This window comes from Bacteroides sp. OM05-10AA (assembly GCF_003439055.1).
GTDB classification, from domain to species: domain Bacteria; phylum Bacteroidota; class Bacteroidia; order Bacteroidales; family Bacteroidaceae; genus Bacteroides; species Bacteroides intestinigallinarum.
Map to the genome: position 1 here is coordinate 13,151 of NZ_QSUR01000013.1, position 15,139 is coordinate 28,289.

Sequence of the window (15,139 nt, forward strand, 5' to 3'; positions counted from 1 at the left end):
CCGAACAAACAGATACCTTATCATAAAGTATCTATCAACAATCGATTGTAACAAATAAAGAAAATCAGAATGAAACGAATCATGATTATAAGCACTGCACTTCTATCTTTAGCCATAGGCGGAGTGCAAGCTCAAAACGGAATTGACCAGGTATTGAAAAATATCGAAACGAACAATAGGGAGCTGCAGGCAAACGAGCAACTGATTACTTCGCAGAAGCTGGAAGCCAAAACGGATAATAACTTGCCTGACCCTACTCTTTCTTATGCGCATCTATGGGGAGCAAAAGATAAAAACGAAACAATCGGTGAGCTGGTTGTTTCACAAAGTTTTGATTTCCCCAGTCTATATGCTACACGTAACAAGTTGAACCGCCTGAAGGCAGGAGCTTTTGACAGCCAGGCGGATGTTTTTCGTCAGGAGAAGCTGTTACAGGCAAAAGAACTCTGCCTGGATATTATTATGCTTCGCCAACAAAAGCATATTTTAGAAGAACGCCTCCGCAATGCGGAAGAGCTGGCTAAAATGTACGCCAAGCGTCTCCAGACAGGAGATGCAAATGCACTCGAAACCAATAAAATCAACTTGGAACTGCTGAATGTGAAAACGGAAGCATCTCTGAACGAGACGGCACTACGCAATAAGCAGCAGGAACTGAATACGCTGAATGGTAATATTCCGGTGGTTTTCGAAGAGAATCAATATCCGACTATACCGTTCCCAAGCGATTACCAAATGTTGAAATCGGAAGTTATGGCAACAGACCGCACTCTAATGGCACTAGGCAACGAAAGTCTCGTTGCCCGTAAACAAATCGCTGTCAATAAATCCCAGTGGCTGCCGAAGCTGGAGCTCGGCTATCGCCGGAATACGGAAACAGGTGTGCCTTTCAACGGTGTAGTAGTAGGCTTCTCCTTCCCGCTTTTCGAAAATCGGAATAAGGTGAAAATTGCTAAAGCGCAGGCACTCAACATCGACTTGCAAAAGGATAATGCTACCCTGCAAGTGGAATCAGAATTGGCACAGCTTTACCGGGAAGCGAAAACGCTGCATGCTTCAATGGAAGAATATAGCAAGACTTTCCAGTCGCAACAAGATTTGGCATTGCTGAAACAAGCTTTGGCGGGTGGACAAATTAGTATGATCGAGTACTTTGTTGAAGTGTCGGTAATCTATCAAAGTCATCAAAATTATCTGCAACTGGAAAATCAGTACCAAAAGGCAATGGCACGGATTTACAAAAGCAAACTATAAACAGACTACATAAAGCCCTTTAATCATGGGTTATGCTGAACATACTAATTTCTATTTTTAAGTGATATAAGTATGTTTATATCATAAATTAGGCACGGATTACACGGATTAACACTGCTGCTTTATAATAATGACAACACTAAAGACCGTAAAATCCGTGTAATCCGTGCCTAAATACATCTCCTCTCTTTCCCTCTCTTTTCTCTCTTTTTCTTCAAATTCCTACCGGATATTTCAAAACAATACATTACATTTGCAATGAACATAAAATCTGAATTATGAGACCTAAACATTTCTATTTATTCATGTTATGCTGCATCCTTACGCTACTAAGCGGCTGTAAAGATGATGACGACAATCCACTACGTTTTTACAACAGTGAATACGAAGTGCCTATGGGTGGCAGACGTTACCTTGGCCTGGAAAGCGGAAATGGTGACTACTCACTTGCAGTGAAAGACACACGCATCGCAAGTGCCGGAACCGAAACTGGCTGGAGCGGAGTACCTGCCGGACGTATGATTTATGTGACCGGTATCCTCACCGGAACGACTTATCTGACAGTAACAGACAACGCCACACAAGAGAGTTGCACTTTACCAATCAAGGTGGTCGATAATTACGAAAATATAAAGTTGCTCCGCAGCTACTTGTCTAACTTACCCAACGGAGATGCGAATCTTCTACCCGGTATTTCCGACATTTTTCTGATTAACAACCACGCACGGGATGCTTATTTTTTCAAACAGGGAGAACAGACCGCCTTTTCATCCGGACTTGAATTAATAACCCAAGGAAGTTACAAACTGGAAAAAGAAGAAGGAGACGATGAGAAAGTGACACTAACCCTCACTTTTTCGGAAGATATGGCAACACCTGTTTCCAATCATAAATTCATTATATGGGGAAACTCGTACTTATTTCACCGGTTGGATAAAAGCTTAAATCTGAACTGGAACACTCCGCCCATTGGAGAAACGCGGACATCACCTGCACCTCCTCCTTCCTACACGTTGGAAGAAATAGCTGAAGGCACAGAAATCGGAAAAGGCAGACAGCTTAGCTTTAGTCTTTCCCAACAGGAAATACCTGCGGGAATACTGCCTTAATCAGTAACGTCTTCTGACAAGATGCGTATATTTTCCGGCAAGTATCCACTACGGATGCGCCATTCTTGCGGATAAAGATTATTGGCACGATTGCCGATATTCTTCACAAATCCGAGAGGGATATGCCGATAAGTGAGCAAAACATACCCACGAGGGGCTGTTGCCGGTAAGGTAATGGCCTCTTTCCGTAAATAAGTGATAGCCTGTTCATAACTTATTTCTTCGATAGCGAATGCTTCCCGGCACAAAAGGGAGATACACATTGCCAACGCATGGTTAGGGATCAAATCCTTTCCTTTCACCTCGCCTATCTCAATCCCTGCCGACACGATTTTCAGGCTTTGCTTCATCATTGTTAATTCATTAGTATAGTACTGCGAAAAAGCCCGGATATTTGTTCCTTCCGCCAATAAAAGATACTTGTCCGAATTTTCATCATTCAACCAGTTTTTAGCCATATTCAGATGTTCTTTCGATACAGGAGAAGATGCTGCTATTCCTTTCTTATCCTTCTTCTTGAAAGCTTTCTCTTTCGCGAAAGAAGATACCGGAATCTCTTCTTCCGTCTCCGGCTTACGAAAAGCCACCAGAAAAAAGCCTTCACCTTTCGTCTTATGAGGAAAAAAATGATAGACGGGAATAGAAGATTTAGAATGATCCCCTTTATCTGACAAAAGATCTCCTGTTATATTCCAATTCTCCTGCACCTGCACAGTTAATGGTTCGCCCCCATACTCTTGTTGAATCCAACGTGCATTCTCTTCATCCTCTTTTGTATTAAATGTACACGTACTATATATAAGAATACCTCCGGGCTTCAACGCATCCCAGATATCCGCAATAATCCGTCGCTGGCGCTGCCAACAGATTTCCACATTCTCGGGGCTCCACTCTTCCACAGCTATCGGGTCTTTACGGAACATACCTTCACCGGAACAGGGAACATCTGTAAGAATCACATCAAAGAAAGAGGGTAAAGCCAAAAAATCTGCCGGATCATTATTGGTCACTACCACATCCGGATGTCCCCACTTCGTCAGGTTTTCAGCAAGAATCTGCGAACGATTCCGGATTACCTCATTGGCTACCAACAGGCTCCCTTCGGGAAGTACACTACGGGCATGAGTCGATTTTCCACCGGGAGCCGCACAAAGATCCAACATCTTCACCGGCCCGGTGACATATTGCCGGAGTACCTGCTCCACAAACATGGAAGAAGCTTCCTGAACATAATAACAGCCTGCATGGAATAAGGGATCGAACGTGAAAGTGAGACGCTCCTCCAAATAGAATCCTTCGGAAGACCAAGGTACTTTATCCGATAAAGAATGATTGATTTTCAATTGATTCAACCGGATGCTAACCGGTGGTTCCTGTTGGAGGGCAACAGCCAGTTTGTCGTATTCTTCATCGCCCAATAGAGCGCGGGTGTAGTCTATAAAAGAAGCAGGTAATTCCATCTTTCGTTTATTAATTTCCGCAAATATCAAAAATATTTCGTCTCTTTGCAACTTTCTATGATATTAACTACGTCTAACAGATAAAGAAATAAATTAAAAAACTATTGATATGAAAAATTTTCTATTAGCATTGATGGTTGTACTGACCACTTGCACACTGGCTGTTGCCCAGACCACCGTTGTTCGTGATTCCATCGGGAAAGTAAAAGTTACCGTGACCAAAGACAATAAAGCAAATACGAACAATACTGCTGTCACAGTGATTGGTGTAGACACAGCAGATGCTGATTCTGCAGACGTAAATGCAAACTCAAGTAATGTTAGCACCACTCATGGCAAAGCCAGCTTCACATTCGATTCGGATGACAGCGATTTCCCCTTCCACAATGTTAGTGCCGGCGGAGGTATTCTGGTAGCAATCATTGCAATCATTGCTGTATTCGGATTTCCGGTATTCATTCTATTTGTAATCTTCTTCTTCCGTTATAAAAACCGGAAAGCACGTTATCGCCTTGCCGAACAGGCACTTGCTGCCGGCCAACCGCTTCCGGCAGAGTTTATCCGTGAAAACAAAACAGTCGATTCGCGTTCACAAGGCATCAAGAACACCTTTACGGGTATCGGTCTTTTCATCTTCCTCTGGGCAATCACCGGCGAATTCGGAATTGGAGCTATCGGCTTACTCGTTACATTCATGGGTATCGGACAATGGATTATCGGTAGTAAACAACAGACTCAAGACGCAAATGCTACCCGGATGTATACGGGTAATAAGGATGAAAAAAAGAACCCGAATAACGTTAGAACCGATAGTTTCGAAATCATCCCTTCCGAATCCGAAGAGAAAGACAAAGGAGTAAACGAAGAAAAGAACGACGAGAATAAATGAGCCAACTCAATGATATATCGTTAGTCGCACAGGTCGTGGTGTTCAAGAACACCAGGGCCTTTGACCAGTTGGTGAAGGAGTATCAGTCGCCCATCCGGCGATTCTTCCTGAACCTGACTTGCGGCGACAGCGAATTGAGTGACGACCTTGCGCAAGATACATTTATCAAAGCGTATACGAACATTGCCTCTTTCCGGAACTTGTCAAGTTTCTCTACGTGGCTGTATCGTATTGCTTATAATGTTTTTTATGATTATATTCGCAGCCGGAAAGAGACAGCCGACTTGGATACAAGAGAAATAGACGCCATCAACAGCACCGAACAGGAGAATATCGGGCAAAAAATGGATGTCTACCAGTCACTCAAAATGCTTAAAGAAGTGGAAAGAACCTGCATCACGTTGTTCTACATGGAGGACATTAGTATCGACAAAATTGCAGGGATTGTAGGAGTACCCTCAGGGACAGTGAAAAGCCATCTGTCACGCGGAAAAGAAAAATTAGCAACGTATTTAAAACAAAACGGTTATGACAGAAATAGACAATGATAAGCTCTTGCGCGATTTCTTCACAGAAAACAAGCAAGAAATAGCAGATAACGGATTCAGTCGCCGTGTCATGCACCACTTACCCGATCGTAGTAATCGCCTGGCTCGTATCTGGAGCGCTTTCGTGATGACTGTGGCGGCCGCACTTTTTGTATGGTTAGGCGGATTGGAAGCAGCTTGGGAAACCATAAGAGAAGTATTTATCGGTATGATTAATCATGGCACTTCCAGCCTTGATCCGAAGTCAATTATTATCGCAGCTGTTGTACTATTATTCATGGCTACACGAAAGGTTGCTTCGATGGCATAATTAACTCCTGGAAAGAAGTTATTTCGTTAAAGAATGATAAATTTGCCCTTGTTAGCAAAGGAGCCCAAACTTAGATATCGTATCTTTGTTCTTCTGTAAACTAAAAGAGTGAGAAGAGTTTTGAAATTACGTATATTTATTTTATTTCTGTTCCTGCCTATATTGAGTGTTCAGGCAGGTATCATCGACAGTCTGATGATACATCCCAGGGACTCAATCGGATTAACCAGCGATTCCCTTGTGCTACGCTATTTACAAGAATCGGGAATCCCTATATCTGATAATAATAAGGTAAAACTGCTAAAAAGCGGACGGGAGAAGTTTATCGATTTGTTTGAAGCCATCCGGGAAGCTAAACACCACGTCCACCTGGAATATTTCAACTTCCGAAATGACTCCATCGCCAATGCTTTATTTGCCCTGCTGGCCGAAAAAGTGAAAGAAGGGGTAGAAGTACGATCTATGTTCGATGCATTCGGAAACTGGTCGAACAACAAACCACTTAAAAAGAGACATCTCAAGAAAATACGTGAACAAGGAATCGAGATTGTCAAGTTCGATCCGTTCACTTTCCCTTATATCAATCACGCCGCCCATCGCGATCACCGGAAAATAGCTGTCATCGATGGAAAAGTGGCTTATACCGGTGGTATGAATATCGCTGACTACTACATTAACGGACTACCCAAAATCGGAACTTGGCGTGATATGCACACACGCATTGAAGGGGATGCCGTCAATGATCTGCAGGAGATATTCCTAACGATCTGGAATAAGGAAACCAAACAGAATGTAGGTGGAGCCGCTTATTTCCCCCAACATGAGGAACAAACGGACAGTACGAATATTGTGGTAGCAATCGTAGACCGTACCCCGAAAAAGAATAGCCGCATGTTAAGCCACGCTTATGCCATGAGCATCTATTCAGCCCAAAAGAATGTTCATATCGTCAATCCTTATTTTGTACCGACTTCTTCAATCAAAAAGGCGTTGAACCGGACAATCGACCGAGGCGTAAATGTTACAATCATGGTTTCTTCTGCCTCCGATATCCCGTTTACTCCGGATGCCGCACTTTATAAGTTACACAAACTGATGAAAAGAGGAGCTACAGTCTATATGTATAACGGTGGATTTCATCACTCTAAAATAATGATGGTGGATGATTTGTTCTGTACAGTTGGCACTGCCAACCTGAACAGCCGCAGCTTGCGCTATGATTACGAAACTAATGCTTTCATCTTTGATACAAAAATAACGGGTGAATTAAATACAATGTTCCGGAACGATATCGAGCATTGCACTCAACTAACGCCTGAATTCTGGAAAAAGCGCTCCCCGTGGAAGAAGTTCGTCGGCTGGTTTGCTAATTTATTCACTCCATTTTTGTAATTTTGTGCGGAGAATCATTTTCACCACAACTTATTCATTATGAAACAATACCTGGATTTACTCAATCGTGTACTAACCGAAGGTACAGAAAAAAGTGACCGTACCGGAACCGGAACCATCAGCGTTTTCGGTCATCAAATGCGTTTTAATCTTGATGACGGTTTCCCGTGCCTGACAACCAAGAAACTACATCTGAAATCAATCATATACGAATTGCTTTGGTTTCTGCAAGGTGATACTAATGTGAAATATCTTCAGGAACATGGAGTGCGTATCTGGAACGAATGGGCGGATGAGAACGGCGACTTAGGACATGTTTATGGTTATCAATGGCGTTCATGGCCTGACTATAACGGTGGATTTATCGACCAGATCAGTGAAGTGGTGGAAACAATCAAACATAATCCGGATTCACGCCGTATCATTGTAAGCGCCTGGAACGTAGCAGATTTGAATAATATGAATTTGCCTCCCTGCCATGCTTTCTTTCAGTTTTATGTAGCAGACGGACGGTTGAGCCTGCAACTGTATCAACGCAGTGCAGATATTTTTCTGGGTGTTCCTTTTAATATTGCCTCATACGCATTATTGCTGCAAATGATGGCACAAGTGACGGGACTGAAAGCCGGAGATTTTGTTCATACCTTCGGTGATGCACATATCTACCTGAACCACTTGGAACAAGTGAAGCTCCAATTATCACGTGAACCTCGTCCATTGCCACAAATGAAGATCAATCCGGATGTGAAAAGTATCTTCGACTTCAAATTTGAGGACTTTGAATTAGTGAACTATGACCCGCATCCGCATATTGCAGGAGCAGTAGCCGTGTAACTTTATGAGTAAAATATCTATCATTGCTGCCGTAGACCGCCGTATGGCTATCGGCTTCGAGAACAAACTTCTTTTCTGGTTACCCAATGATTTAAAACGTTTCAAAGCATTAACTACCGGAAACACGATACTGATGGGACGCAAAACTTTCGAGTCACTACCGAAAGGCGCATTACCCAATCGCAGAAACATCGTTTTGTCTTCCAACCCGGCTACAGAATGTCCCGGTGCGGAAGTTTTCCCTTCACTCGAAGCAGCTTTGCAAAGTTGTAAAGAGGAGGAACACATTTATATTATAGGAGGAGCAAGTATTTATCAGCAGGCTCTTTCTTTCGCTGACGAACTTTGCCTGACAGAAATAAATGATATGGCTCCCGAAGTCGATGCCTATTTTCCGGAAGTATCACCAGAGATGTGGCAAGAAAAAAGCAGAGAAGCTCATCCTGCGGATGAGAAACATCTCTGCTCCTATGCTTTTGTTGATTACGTGAGAAAATAACGATTAATCTTCATCTTCTATGTCGACCATGATTGGCATCTGCCGCTTAATGGCTTCATGGAAGGAGATTAATGTCTCGGTACGCGCCAAACCCAATGGTTGCAACTTATCGTGAATAATACTCAATAAGTGATGGTTATTCTTTGCGTAAATTTTGATAAACATATCGTATTTTCCGGTAGTGAAATGACATTCCACCACTTCGGGGATAGCTTCTAAAGCTTTCGTTACCGAATCAAAGGATTCGGGATCTTTCAGATATATACCAATATAAGCGCAAGTCTCATATCCGATTTTCTCGGGGTCGATGACATACTCCGAACCTTTTAATATACCTAAATTAGTAAGCTTCTGAATACGCTGATGGATTGCAGCGCCGGAAACATTACATGCTCGTGCTACTTCCAAAAAAGGAATACGCGCATTCCCTGCAATCAGTTTCAGAATTTGCTCATCTAAAGCATCTAATTGATGATGTCCCATTTTTGAATCAAATTGTTTTTATCAATGAATCTTTTATGCAAAGTTAGCGATTTTTCGACAACAAATACTATAATCTATTACTTTTATTTGCAGAAAGCGGATAAGTCAACAATAGTTCGTACCTTTGCGAAAAACATAAATATACCGTTTATATGAAACATATTTGCTGTATCATTCTGTGTTTCTGTACTTCTATAGGAAGTTATGCACAGAATTTTGCTGATTATTTTCAGAACAAAACATTGCGAGTGGATTATATCTTTACCGGGGATGCTACACAACAGGCTATTTATTTGGATGAGCTATCACAGCTTCCTACTTGGGCAGGCCGCCAACATCATCTTTCGGAACTTCCTTTGGAAGGCAACGGACAAATTATAGTGAAGGACCTTGCCAGCAAACAGTGTATCTACCAAACGTCATTCTCTTCTTTGTTTCAAGAGTGGCTGTCTACAGACGAAGCCAAAGAAACAGCCAAAGGATTTGAGAATACTTTCCTTCTTCCTTATCCTAAACAGCCCGTGGAGGTAGAAGTCACTTTATATTCTCCGCGAAAAAAAAGATTGGCTACCTACAAACATATCATCCGTCCGGATGATATATTGATTCATAAACGGGGAGTATCACATATCACTCCGCATCGGTATATGCTTCAAAGTGGTAATGAAAAAGACTGCATAGACGTTGCCATCCTTGCAGAAGGATACACAGAAAAAGAAATGGATGTCTTCTATCAGGATGCACAACGCACCTGCGAAAGTTTGTTTTCGTATGAGCCGTTCCGCTCCATGAAGGGCAAATTTAATATTGTTGCCGTAGCAAGCCCTTCTACGGACAGCGGTGTCAGTGTTCCCCGCGAAAACCAGTGGAAACAAACGGCAGTTCATTCTCATTTCGATACTTTTTATTCGGACCGCTATCTGACTACCAGCCGGGTAAAATCTATCCACAATGCATTGGCAGGCATCCCCTACGAACATATCATTATCCTGGCTAACACAGATGTATATGGTGGAGGAGGAATATACAATTCGTATACGCTGACCACAGCCCATCACCCTATGTTCAAGCCGGTAGTCGTGCACGAATTCGGACACAGTTTCGGTGGACTGGCCGACGAATATTTCTATGATGATGATGTGATGACAGATACTTATCCGCTGGATGTCGAACCGTGGGAACAGAATATTTCAACACGGGTAAACTTCGCTTCCAAATGGAAAGATATGCTTCCGTCAGGTATTCCGATTCCTACCCCTATTGCTGAAAGAAAGAAATATCCGGTAGGAGTGTATGAGGGAGGTGGCTATTCTGCCAAGGGCATTTATCGTCCCGCCTACGACTGCCGTATGAAAACAAACGAATACCCGGAGTTTTGTCCGGTTTGTCAACGTGCCATCCGTCGAATGATTGAGTTTTATGTCCCTTAACCGACTACAATCATTGATGACAGTCTACTGCAAATATTCAGCTAAAACAAAATCATATACAATCATATTATTGTCAAACTTAAAACCCAAACCTCATGATTAGACTTCAACCAATTAGTACGTCGGATCTGCAGCATTACAAATTCATGGAAGAGCTTCTAATTGATTCGTTCCCACCGGAAGAGTACCGTCAGTTGGAACAACTGCGCGAGTACACTGATCGTACGGACAACTTTCATAATAACATCATCTTTGATGATAACCTGCCAGTCGGCTTCATTACCTATTGGGATTTTGACAGTTTCTACTATGTAGAACACTTTGCAACCAATCCTGCCCTACGAAATGGAGGCTATGGAAAACGCACGCTGGAATACTTGTGCAATTATTTGAAACGCCCGATTGTATTGGAAGTGGAACGTCCGATAGAGGAAATGGCAAAACGACGTATCAGCTTTTATCAACGTCAAGGCTTTGTACTGTGGGGAAAAGACTATTGCCAACCTCCTTACAAACCCGGAGATGATTTTCTGCCCATGTATTTAATGGTACACGGAGAATTGGATTGTGAAAAGGATTTTGAAACAATCAAGAATAAAATTCATACGGAAGTATACGGAGTAAAAGAGTTGGAAAATAAAAAAGAAAAGCCGATATAAATTAACCTACAGAAAACTACTTCTATAAGTTCTAAAGAATAAAAAAGAAAGGGTGTCCCAATCGGTTTGGACACCCTTTCTTTTTATATATTAAATTAACTAATTACTTCTCACCACGTTTAGTAGCCGAATAGTTAATCTTCAAAGCATAAGATTTTCTAAGAGCATTTTTTACGTCAGTAATAATACCCATCTTTGTCTTTTGATCTACTTTCAGAGACACAGTCATTTTAGCTGCATCACCTTCATTCATACTTGCACGTTCCTGAAAAATGAAGTCTTGTACTTCACCAACTTCAGCATAGCTGTCGTTCAGCTGAATACGACTTTCAGTACCCATTTTCGCGCGATATTCTTGTGTAGGTTCCCCTACATAGATGAATGTTACCAGCGATTTCTTCTCCAGTTTTTCGAGTTCAGTACCTTGCGGAAGTGTAAACTGCACCTTTAATGTTACCTCACGCATTGTTGTTACAATCATAAAGAAGAACAACAAAGTAAAGATAAGGTCAGGCAACGAAGAAGTATTCAATGCCGGCATTTCACGTTTACCAGTCTTATTAAATTTTCCCATTACTTACTTCTTTTTTTCTCCGTATTTTTTAGGTTCTGCCTCAGAAATTCTCTGCGGATAAATTTCACGAATCGCCTTTTGTTGATCGTCATTCAATTCTGCATATGTCTTTTGCCATTTTTCCTGAGCCAACTCATCTCTCAATTCATTGTATGCAGCCACCAACTCGTTCTGCACACTGATATATGCCTGATAAGAAGATCCACGGTCATTCTGCAAAGAAATTACGTGCTTGTCATTAACCAAATATGTGCCGAAAAATTCTACATTCTTCTGTGTTTTTTCAGGCATGTGTTCTGCATTAGCAACATTAGCAATAAATTCTTTAGCTCTTTCTCTTAGCTCGTCAACACCTATATAATCATTTCCGCACATCAAGGCATCATCCTTATTCAGGTATACCTGTAAGACATTACGTTCTTTGATCTTATCTGTGTTCTGTTGATCTTGATCTTCGGGTGGTGGAGGCAAAAGTCTTGCCAAACCACGGTCCGTATCCATTGATGTTGTAATCAAGAAGAAGATCAGCAACAAGAAAGCAATATCCGCCGTAGAACTTGAGTTAATATCAGGAACTTTTCTTTTTCCTCTTGCCATTTTAATTACTTATTTAATTGAGTATCCTCAATTGATTACGATAATTTTTTCTTTATACCGCTTCCAATGATTGCAACAACTGTCACAAACAACAGGATGTAAATAGCATAAAGGAACATATCAGTTAGTTTCAGCCAGAAAGGAACGTTATCTGTACCATCATAGCCCGGAATTTGCATCGGTGTTCCATCACCCATAGCCCAAGCTACAGCTAAAACAACAACTAAAAGAACCAAGCCAAGTAAAGACTTGATAGCGTTTGCCGGATTATCTTTCAAAGCTGCACCAAATTGGAATACAGCAGCAATCACAGTGGCAGCAACAGCTACACCAAACAAAACGTACATCAGATAGAGTAAGGCGTCTGTTTGAGCTGGTTGCCACATCTCGGGATCTACCCCCGGAATCAAGGCATCGCCAGTGGCATCTCCTCCTAAGAAGAACAAGCCGATAACGATCAGAATAATAGCAAACATCGCATACAGTGCGTAATACGATATTCTATATGTTAACTTACTCATTTCAGATTATTTTTTGTATTTCAAGTTATATTTGATTACCATATCAAGCAAAGAGATAGAAGAATCTTCCATTTCACTTGTAAGAGCCTCAATTTTAGAAAGTACGTAGTTATAGAATACCTGAAGGATCAATGCTACGATCAAACCGAAGATAGTTGTAATCAAGGCAACTTTCATACCACCTGCAACAACCGTCGGAGAGATATCACCTACCTGCTGGATCTTATCAAATGCCTGCACCATACCGATTACAGTACCCAAGAATCCGAGTGACGGAGCCATTGCGATAAACAGTGTGATCCAAGAACATCCTTTTTCAAGGTAACCTGCCTGTACACCACCATAAGATACAACTGACTTCTCAACTACGTCGATACCTTGATCGATTCTCATCAAACCTTGGTAGTAGATAGAAGCAACCGGGCCTCTGGTGTTACGAGCAATGTCTTTAGCAGCTTCAACATCACCTTTTTCCAAAGCAGCTTCGATAGATGCCATGAATTTTTTTGTGTTGATTTCAGCCAAACTCAAATAAATGATACGTTCAATACAGAAAGCCAAACCGATCACCAAAGCGATAGCTACCAAACTCATGAAAGATGCAGTACCTTCGATGAATTTAACTTTGATTTCCTTGTGAATACCACCCTCTTCTGCAGCAGGAGCAGCAGCTGTAGTAGCTTCAGCGGCAGGAGCAGCTTGTTGTTCAGTTTGTTCTGCTGCAGGAGCGTCTTGAGCCTGAGCAAGTTGAATTGAGCCAAAAGTGAAGGCCCCAATCACAGCAACAATTGCAAATAACTTTTTCATTGTGTGTCTAATTTTTAAGATTAATTAATTGATTATTATTATTGTATTTACTTCTCATCTCTCTTTCATTTCTGCGGAGAGACGGGGATTCGAACCCCGGATACGCTTTTGGCGTATACACGCTTTCCAGGCGTGCCTCTTCAACCACTCGAGCATCTCTCCCTCTGAGTTTTCAGCATTTTCAGCTACAAATGTATTCTTTTTTTTCTTTTCAAGAAGCATTCTCCCTCTTTTATCTCGAATAAATACGGCAAATTAATATAATTTAAAACCTTTCGAACCTTATTTGCGGATTCCGAACACTTTTAGCGCATTCACAGAAGTGACCTGTGCCACGTACTCCGGATCCCTCTGATAAATATCAGCCACCTTCATGAGTGTGTCTCTCACATTGGCACTTTCATTCCTCTTTCCCCGGTTCGGCACGGGAGCCAAATAGGGAGAATCGGTTTCGAGCACAATGCGCTCTAAAGGAACAGTCGTCAATGCCTCCGGCAAAGTCGATTTCTTGAAAGTTACAACTCCATTGATACCTAACATAAATCCTTCAAATTCCAACAATTTCGCCGCTTCTTCCGACGTCCCGGTAAAACTATGAAAAATGCCGGTCAATGGGGTATTTTTATAGGGTTCCATTACCTTATATATATATTCAAATGCTTCTCTTGAATGGATTACAATGGGAAGACCATATTCCAGCGCCCACTCTATTTGCTTTTCAAAAACCAAGATTTGCTCTTTCAGAAAAGTCTTATCCCAATAAAGATCAAGACCTATTTCTCCGATAGCCACAAACTCACGGGAAGTCGACAAGTATTTGTGAACAATCGCTAATTCCTGTTCATACGATTCATTGACAGAAGTGGGGTGCAATCCGATCATCGGATAGCAAAATCCCGGATAATCCCTACAAACCGACAACATAGCATCAATGGTCGTGCTGTCTATATTGGGCATAAATATATAGGAAACTCCTGCTTTCCTGGCACGTTCCATCACCAGAGGCAAATCTTCGGTAAATTCTTCAACAAAAAGATGAGAATGAGTATCGATCAACATGATATTTCTTTTTCTTCTTTTATTTTTTCGCTGGAGCGATAATAATATATCAGCCCATAATCACGACATTTTTCTAATCGGGTATCATTGGGAGTGACATCCTGGTATTTGGCTTCTACCTGATTCCAGATATCCAAAATCAATTCATCCGCACGGTCACGCATGGACGCCAGTTCATCAAGACTACGATTGGTTAATGCCTGATAGTTCTTCTGCCGTTCATAGCTATCCAGGAAAATATCATAATGCACTTTCACACGTGCAATAGTCGGATTATAAATAGGTATGCCACCTTGAGTGGTCCTTAGTTGTTCGCCTTCGATTATTTTCTTCCCCCACTCTACCAGTGAGGCTTCACTCAACAGGTCAGGTACGGTATTGGAAGCAGGCAAGCCATATAACTCTTTATGTGTCACCTTGATTTCATCACGAAGCACTGCCAGATTGAGCACCTGAATAAAATGAGAGATATACAACCGGGCAGTCTTCACATTCATCTGATGTTTACGGCTGGCACGCGACTGGTTATCGTAGCACTGTGTATAATAAATTTGTGCTGCCTCGAACCGGTGCAAGAAGTTGCGCGCCTCAAATAATGTCTTCAATGTAATAGCCAAGTCACGTACATTATACATTTCTCCCTTTTCGACAGCCGCTTTCAGTGCCCGAACCCTTGCTTGATCTGTATTTGGTAGTCGTCTATAAGGCATATCT

At 41.8% G+C, this 15,139-nt stretch carries 18 protein-coding genes and 1 tRNA gene; 10 read left to right on the top strand and 9 right to left on the bottom strand.

All coding sequences use genetic code 11. The features are described 5' to 3' along the window. Window positions 1-69 precede the first annotated feature (69 nt). Window positions 70-1,254, top strand: a complete 1,185-nt coding sequence (locus tag DXB58_RS11905) for a TolC family protein (RefSeq protein WP_122136853.1) — start codon at window positions 70-72, stop codon at window positions 1,252-1,254. 278 nt (window positions 1,255-1,532) lie between these two features. Further along, window positions 1,533-2,363 (top strand): hypothetical protein, encoded by an 831-nt coding sequence (locus tag DXB58_RS11910; protein WP_122136854.1) that lies wholly within the window; start codon window positions 1,533-1,535, stop codon window positions 2,361-2,363. On the opposite strand, the gene DXB58_RS11915 is transcribed toward DXB58_RS11910, so the two are convergent. Next, window positions 2,360-3,823 (bottom strand): rRNA cytosine-C5-methyltransferase, encoded by a 1,464-nt coding sequence (locus tag DXB58_RS11915; RefSeq protein ID WP_122136855.1) that lies wholly within the window; start codon window positions 3,821-3,823, stop codon window positions 2,360-2,362. The two genes, DXB58_RS11910 and DXB58_RS11915, sit on opposite strands and share 4 nt — an antisense overlap. A gap of 109 nt (window positions 3,824-3,932) precedes the next feature. Here DXB58_RS11915 and DXB58_RS11920 point away from each other — a divergent pair, with 109 nt between their 5' ends. The 6 genes from DXB58_RS11920 to DXB58_RS11945 all read left to right on the top strand — a co-directional run bounded on the left by DXB58_RS11920 (window position 3,933) and on the right by DXB58_RS11945 (window position 8,295). Continuing rightward, window positions 3,933-4,712, top strand: a complete 780-nt coding sequence (locus DXB58_RS11920; RefSeq protein ID WP_004306807.1) for a DUF6249 domain-containing protein — start codon at window positions 3,933-3,935, stop codon at window positions 4,710-4,712. Continuing rightward, window positions 4,709-5,260 (top strand): RNA polymerase sigma factor, encoded by a 552-nt coding sequence (locus DXB58_RS11925; RefSeq protein ID WP_004297960.1) that lies wholly within the window; start codon window positions 4,709-4,711, stop codon window positions 5,258-5,260. The genes DXB58_RS11920 and DXB58_RS11925 overlap by 4 nt, the downstream gene beginning before the upstream one ends. Further along, window positions 5,241-5,570, top strand: a complete 330-nt coding sequence (locus DXB58_RS11930) for a DUF5056 domain-containing protein (protein WP_122136856.1) — start codon at window positions 5,241-5,243, stop codon at window positions 5,568-5,570. The genes DXB58_RS11925 and DXB58_RS11930 overlap by 20 nt, the downstream gene beginning before the upstream one ends. A gap of 120 nt (window positions 5,571-5,690) precedes the next feature. Continuing rightward, window positions 5,691-6,962, top strand: coding sequence for a cardiolipin synthase (gene cls / locus DXB58_RS11935; protein ID WP_199487947.1), 1,272 nt, complete (start codon window positions 5,691-5,693; stop codon window positions 6,960-6,962). A gap of 39 nt (window positions 6,963-7,001) precedes the next feature. After that, on the top strand, window positions 7,002-7,796 hold the full coding sequence (locus DXB58_RS11940; RefSeq protein WP_004311691.1) for a thymidylate synthase: 795 nt from the start codon (window positions 7,002-7,004) through the stop codon (window positions 7,794-7,796). Window positions 7,797-7,800: 4 nt separating this feature from the next. Beyond that, window positions 7,801-8,295, top strand: a complete 495-nt coding sequence (locus DXB58_RS11945; protein WP_122136857.1) for a dihydrofolate reductase — start codon at window positions 7,801-7,803, stop codon at window positions 8,293-8,295. Window positions 8,296-8,298: 3 nt separating this feature from the next. Here the strand turns inward: DXB58_RS11945 and DXB58_RS11950 are convergent, their stop codons facing one another. Then, complete coding sequence (locus DXB58_RS11950; RefSeq protein ID WP_004297952.1) at window positions 8,299-8,778, bottom strand: Lrp/AsnC family transcriptional regulator; 480 nt, start codon at window positions 8,776-8,778, stop codon at window positions 8,299-8,301. Between the two features lie 152 nt (window positions 8,779-8,930). On the opposite strand from DXB58_RS11950, the gene DXB58_RS11955 reads away from it, so the two are divergent. Then, window positions 8,931-10,208 carry an IgA Peptidase M64 gene (locus DXB58_RS11955; protein WP_122136858.1) on the top strand — a complete coding sequence of 426 codons (1,278 nt, stop codon included), beginning with the start codon at window positions 8,931-8,933 and terminating at the stop codon, window positions 10,206-10,208. 95 nt (window positions 10,209-10,303) lie between these two features. Further along, window positions 10,304-10,867, top strand: coding sequence for a GNAT family N-acetyltransferase (locus DXB58_RS11960; RefSeq protein WP_122136859.1), 564 nt, complete (start codon window positions 10,304-10,306; stop codon window positions 10,865-10,867). A 103-nt stretch (window positions 10,868-10,970) separates the two neighbouring features. Here DXB58_RS11960 and DXB58_RS11965 read toward each other — a convergent pair whose 3' ends face one another. From DXB58_RS11965 to DXB58_RS11995, 7 genes are all read right to left on the bottom strand, one after another. After that, window positions 10,971-11,441, bottom strand: a complete 471-nt coding sequence (locus tag DXB58_RS11965) for a biopolymer transporter ExbD (protein WP_004315772.1) — start codon at window positions 11,439-11,441, stop codon at window positions 10,971-10,973. A gap of 3 nt (window positions 11,442-11,444) precedes the next feature. Further along, a complete protein-coding gene (locus tag DXB58_RS11970; protein WP_122136860.1) occupies window positions 11,445-12,038 on the bottom strand; it encodes a biopolymer transporter ExbD in 594 nt (197 codons plus the stop codon). A 35-nt stretch (window positions 12,039-12,073) separates the two neighbouring features. After that, the gene (locus DXB58_RS11975; RefSeq protein WP_122136861.1) at window positions 12,074-12,559 is read right to left on the bottom strand and encodes a hypothetical protein; all 486 of its coding nucleotides are present in this window, start codon (window positions 12,557-12,559) and stop codon (window positions 12,074-12,076) included. Between the two features lie 6 nt (window positions 12,560-12,565). Continuing rightward, window positions 12,566-13,366 (bottom strand): MotA/TolQ/ExbB proton channel family protein, encoded by an 801-nt coding sequence (locus DXB58_RS11980; protein WP_004312432.1) that lies wholly within the window; start codon window positions 13,364-13,366, stop codon window positions 12,566-12,568. Between the two features lie 74 nt (window positions 13,367-13,440). Beyond that, window positions 13,441-13,528: transfer RNA gene (locus DXB58_RS11985), tRNA-Ser, on the bottom strand. A 120-nt stretch (window positions 13,529-13,648) separates the two neighbouring features. After that, complete coding sequence (locus DXB58_RS11990; protein WP_122136862.1) at window positions 13,649-14,425, bottom strand: TatD family hydrolase; 777 nt, start codon at window positions 14,423-14,425, stop codon at window positions 13,649-13,651. Continuing rightward, window positions 14,419-15,135, bottom strand: coding sequence for a hypothetical protein (locus DXB58_RS11995; RefSeq protein ID WP_008998813.1), 717 nt, complete (start codon window positions 15,133-15,135; stop codon window positions 14,419-14,421). Before DXB58_RS11995 ends, DXB58_RS11990 begins: the two co-directional genes overlap by 7 nt. Window positions 15,136-15,139 lie beyond the last annotated feature (4 nt).

Bases quoted from the DNA above. Each gene is read 5' to 3' on its own strand.
- DXB58_RS11905 (WP_122136853.1), top strand. From the start codon at position 70: ATGAAACGAATCATGATTATAAGCACTGCACTTCTATCTTTAGCCATA.
- DXB58_RS11910 (WP_122136854.1), top strand. From the start codon at position 1,533: ATGAGACCTAAACATTTCTATTTATTCATGTTATGCTGCATCCTTACG.
- DXB58_RS11915 (WP_122136855.1), bottom strand. From the start codon at position 3,823: ATGGAATTACCTGCTTCTTTTATAGACTACACCCGCGCTCTATTGGGC.
- DXB58_RS11920 (WP_004306807.1), top strand. From the start codon at position 3,933: ATGAAAAATTTTCTATTAGCATTGATGGTTGTACTGACCACTTGCACA.
- DXB58_RS11925 (WP_004297960.1), top strand. From the start codon at position 4,709: ATGAGCCAACTCAATGATATATCGTTAGTCGCACAGGTCGTGGTGTTC.
- DXB58_RS11930 (WP_122136856.1), top strand. From the start codon at position 5,241: ATGACAGAAATAGACAATGATAAGCTCTTGCGCGATTTCTTCACAGAA.
- DXB58_RS11940 (WP_004311691.1), top strand. From the start codon at position 7,002: ATGAAACAATACCTGGATTTACTCAATCGTGTACTAACCGAAGGTACA.
- DXB58_RS11945 (WP_122136857.1), top strand. From the start codon at position 7,801: ATGAGTAAAATATCTATCATTGCTGCCGTAGACCGCCGTATGGCTATC.
- DXB58_RS11950 (WP_004297952.1), bottom strand. From the start codon at position 8,778: ATGGGACATCATCAATTAGATGCTTTAGATGAGCAAATTCTGAAACTG.
- DXB58_RS11955 (WP_122136858.1), top strand. From the start codon at position 8,931: ATGAAACATATTTGCTGTATCATTCTGTGTTTCTGTACTTCTATAGGA.
- DXB58_RS11960 (WP_122136859.1), top strand. From the start codon at position 10,304: ATGATTAGACTTCAACCAATTAGTACGTCGGATCTGCAGCATTACAAA.
- DXB58_RS11965 (WP_004315772.1), bottom strand. From the start codon at position 11,441: ATGGGAAAATTTAATAAGACTGGTAAACGTGAAATGCCGGCATTGAAT.
- DXB58_RS11970 (WP_122136860.1), bottom strand. From the start codon at position 12,038: ATGGCAAGAGGAAAAAGAAAAGTTCCTGATATTAACTCAAGTTCTACG.
- DXB58_RS11975 (WP_122136861.1), bottom strand. From the start codon at position 12,559: ATGAGTAAGTTAACATATAGAATATCGTATTACGCACTGTATGCGATG.
- DXB58_RS11980 (WP_004312432.1), bottom strand. From the start codon at position 13,366: ATGAAAAAGTTATTTGCAATTGTTGCTGTGATTGGGGCCTTCACTTTT.
- DXB58_RS11990 (WP_122136862.1), bottom strand. From the start codon at position 14,425: ATGTTGATCGATACTCATTCTCATCTTTTTGTTGAAGAATTTACCGAA.
- DXB58_RS11995 (WP_008998813.1), bottom strand. From the start codon at position 15,135: ATGCCTTATAGACGACTACCAAATACAGATCAAGCAAGGGTTCGGGCA.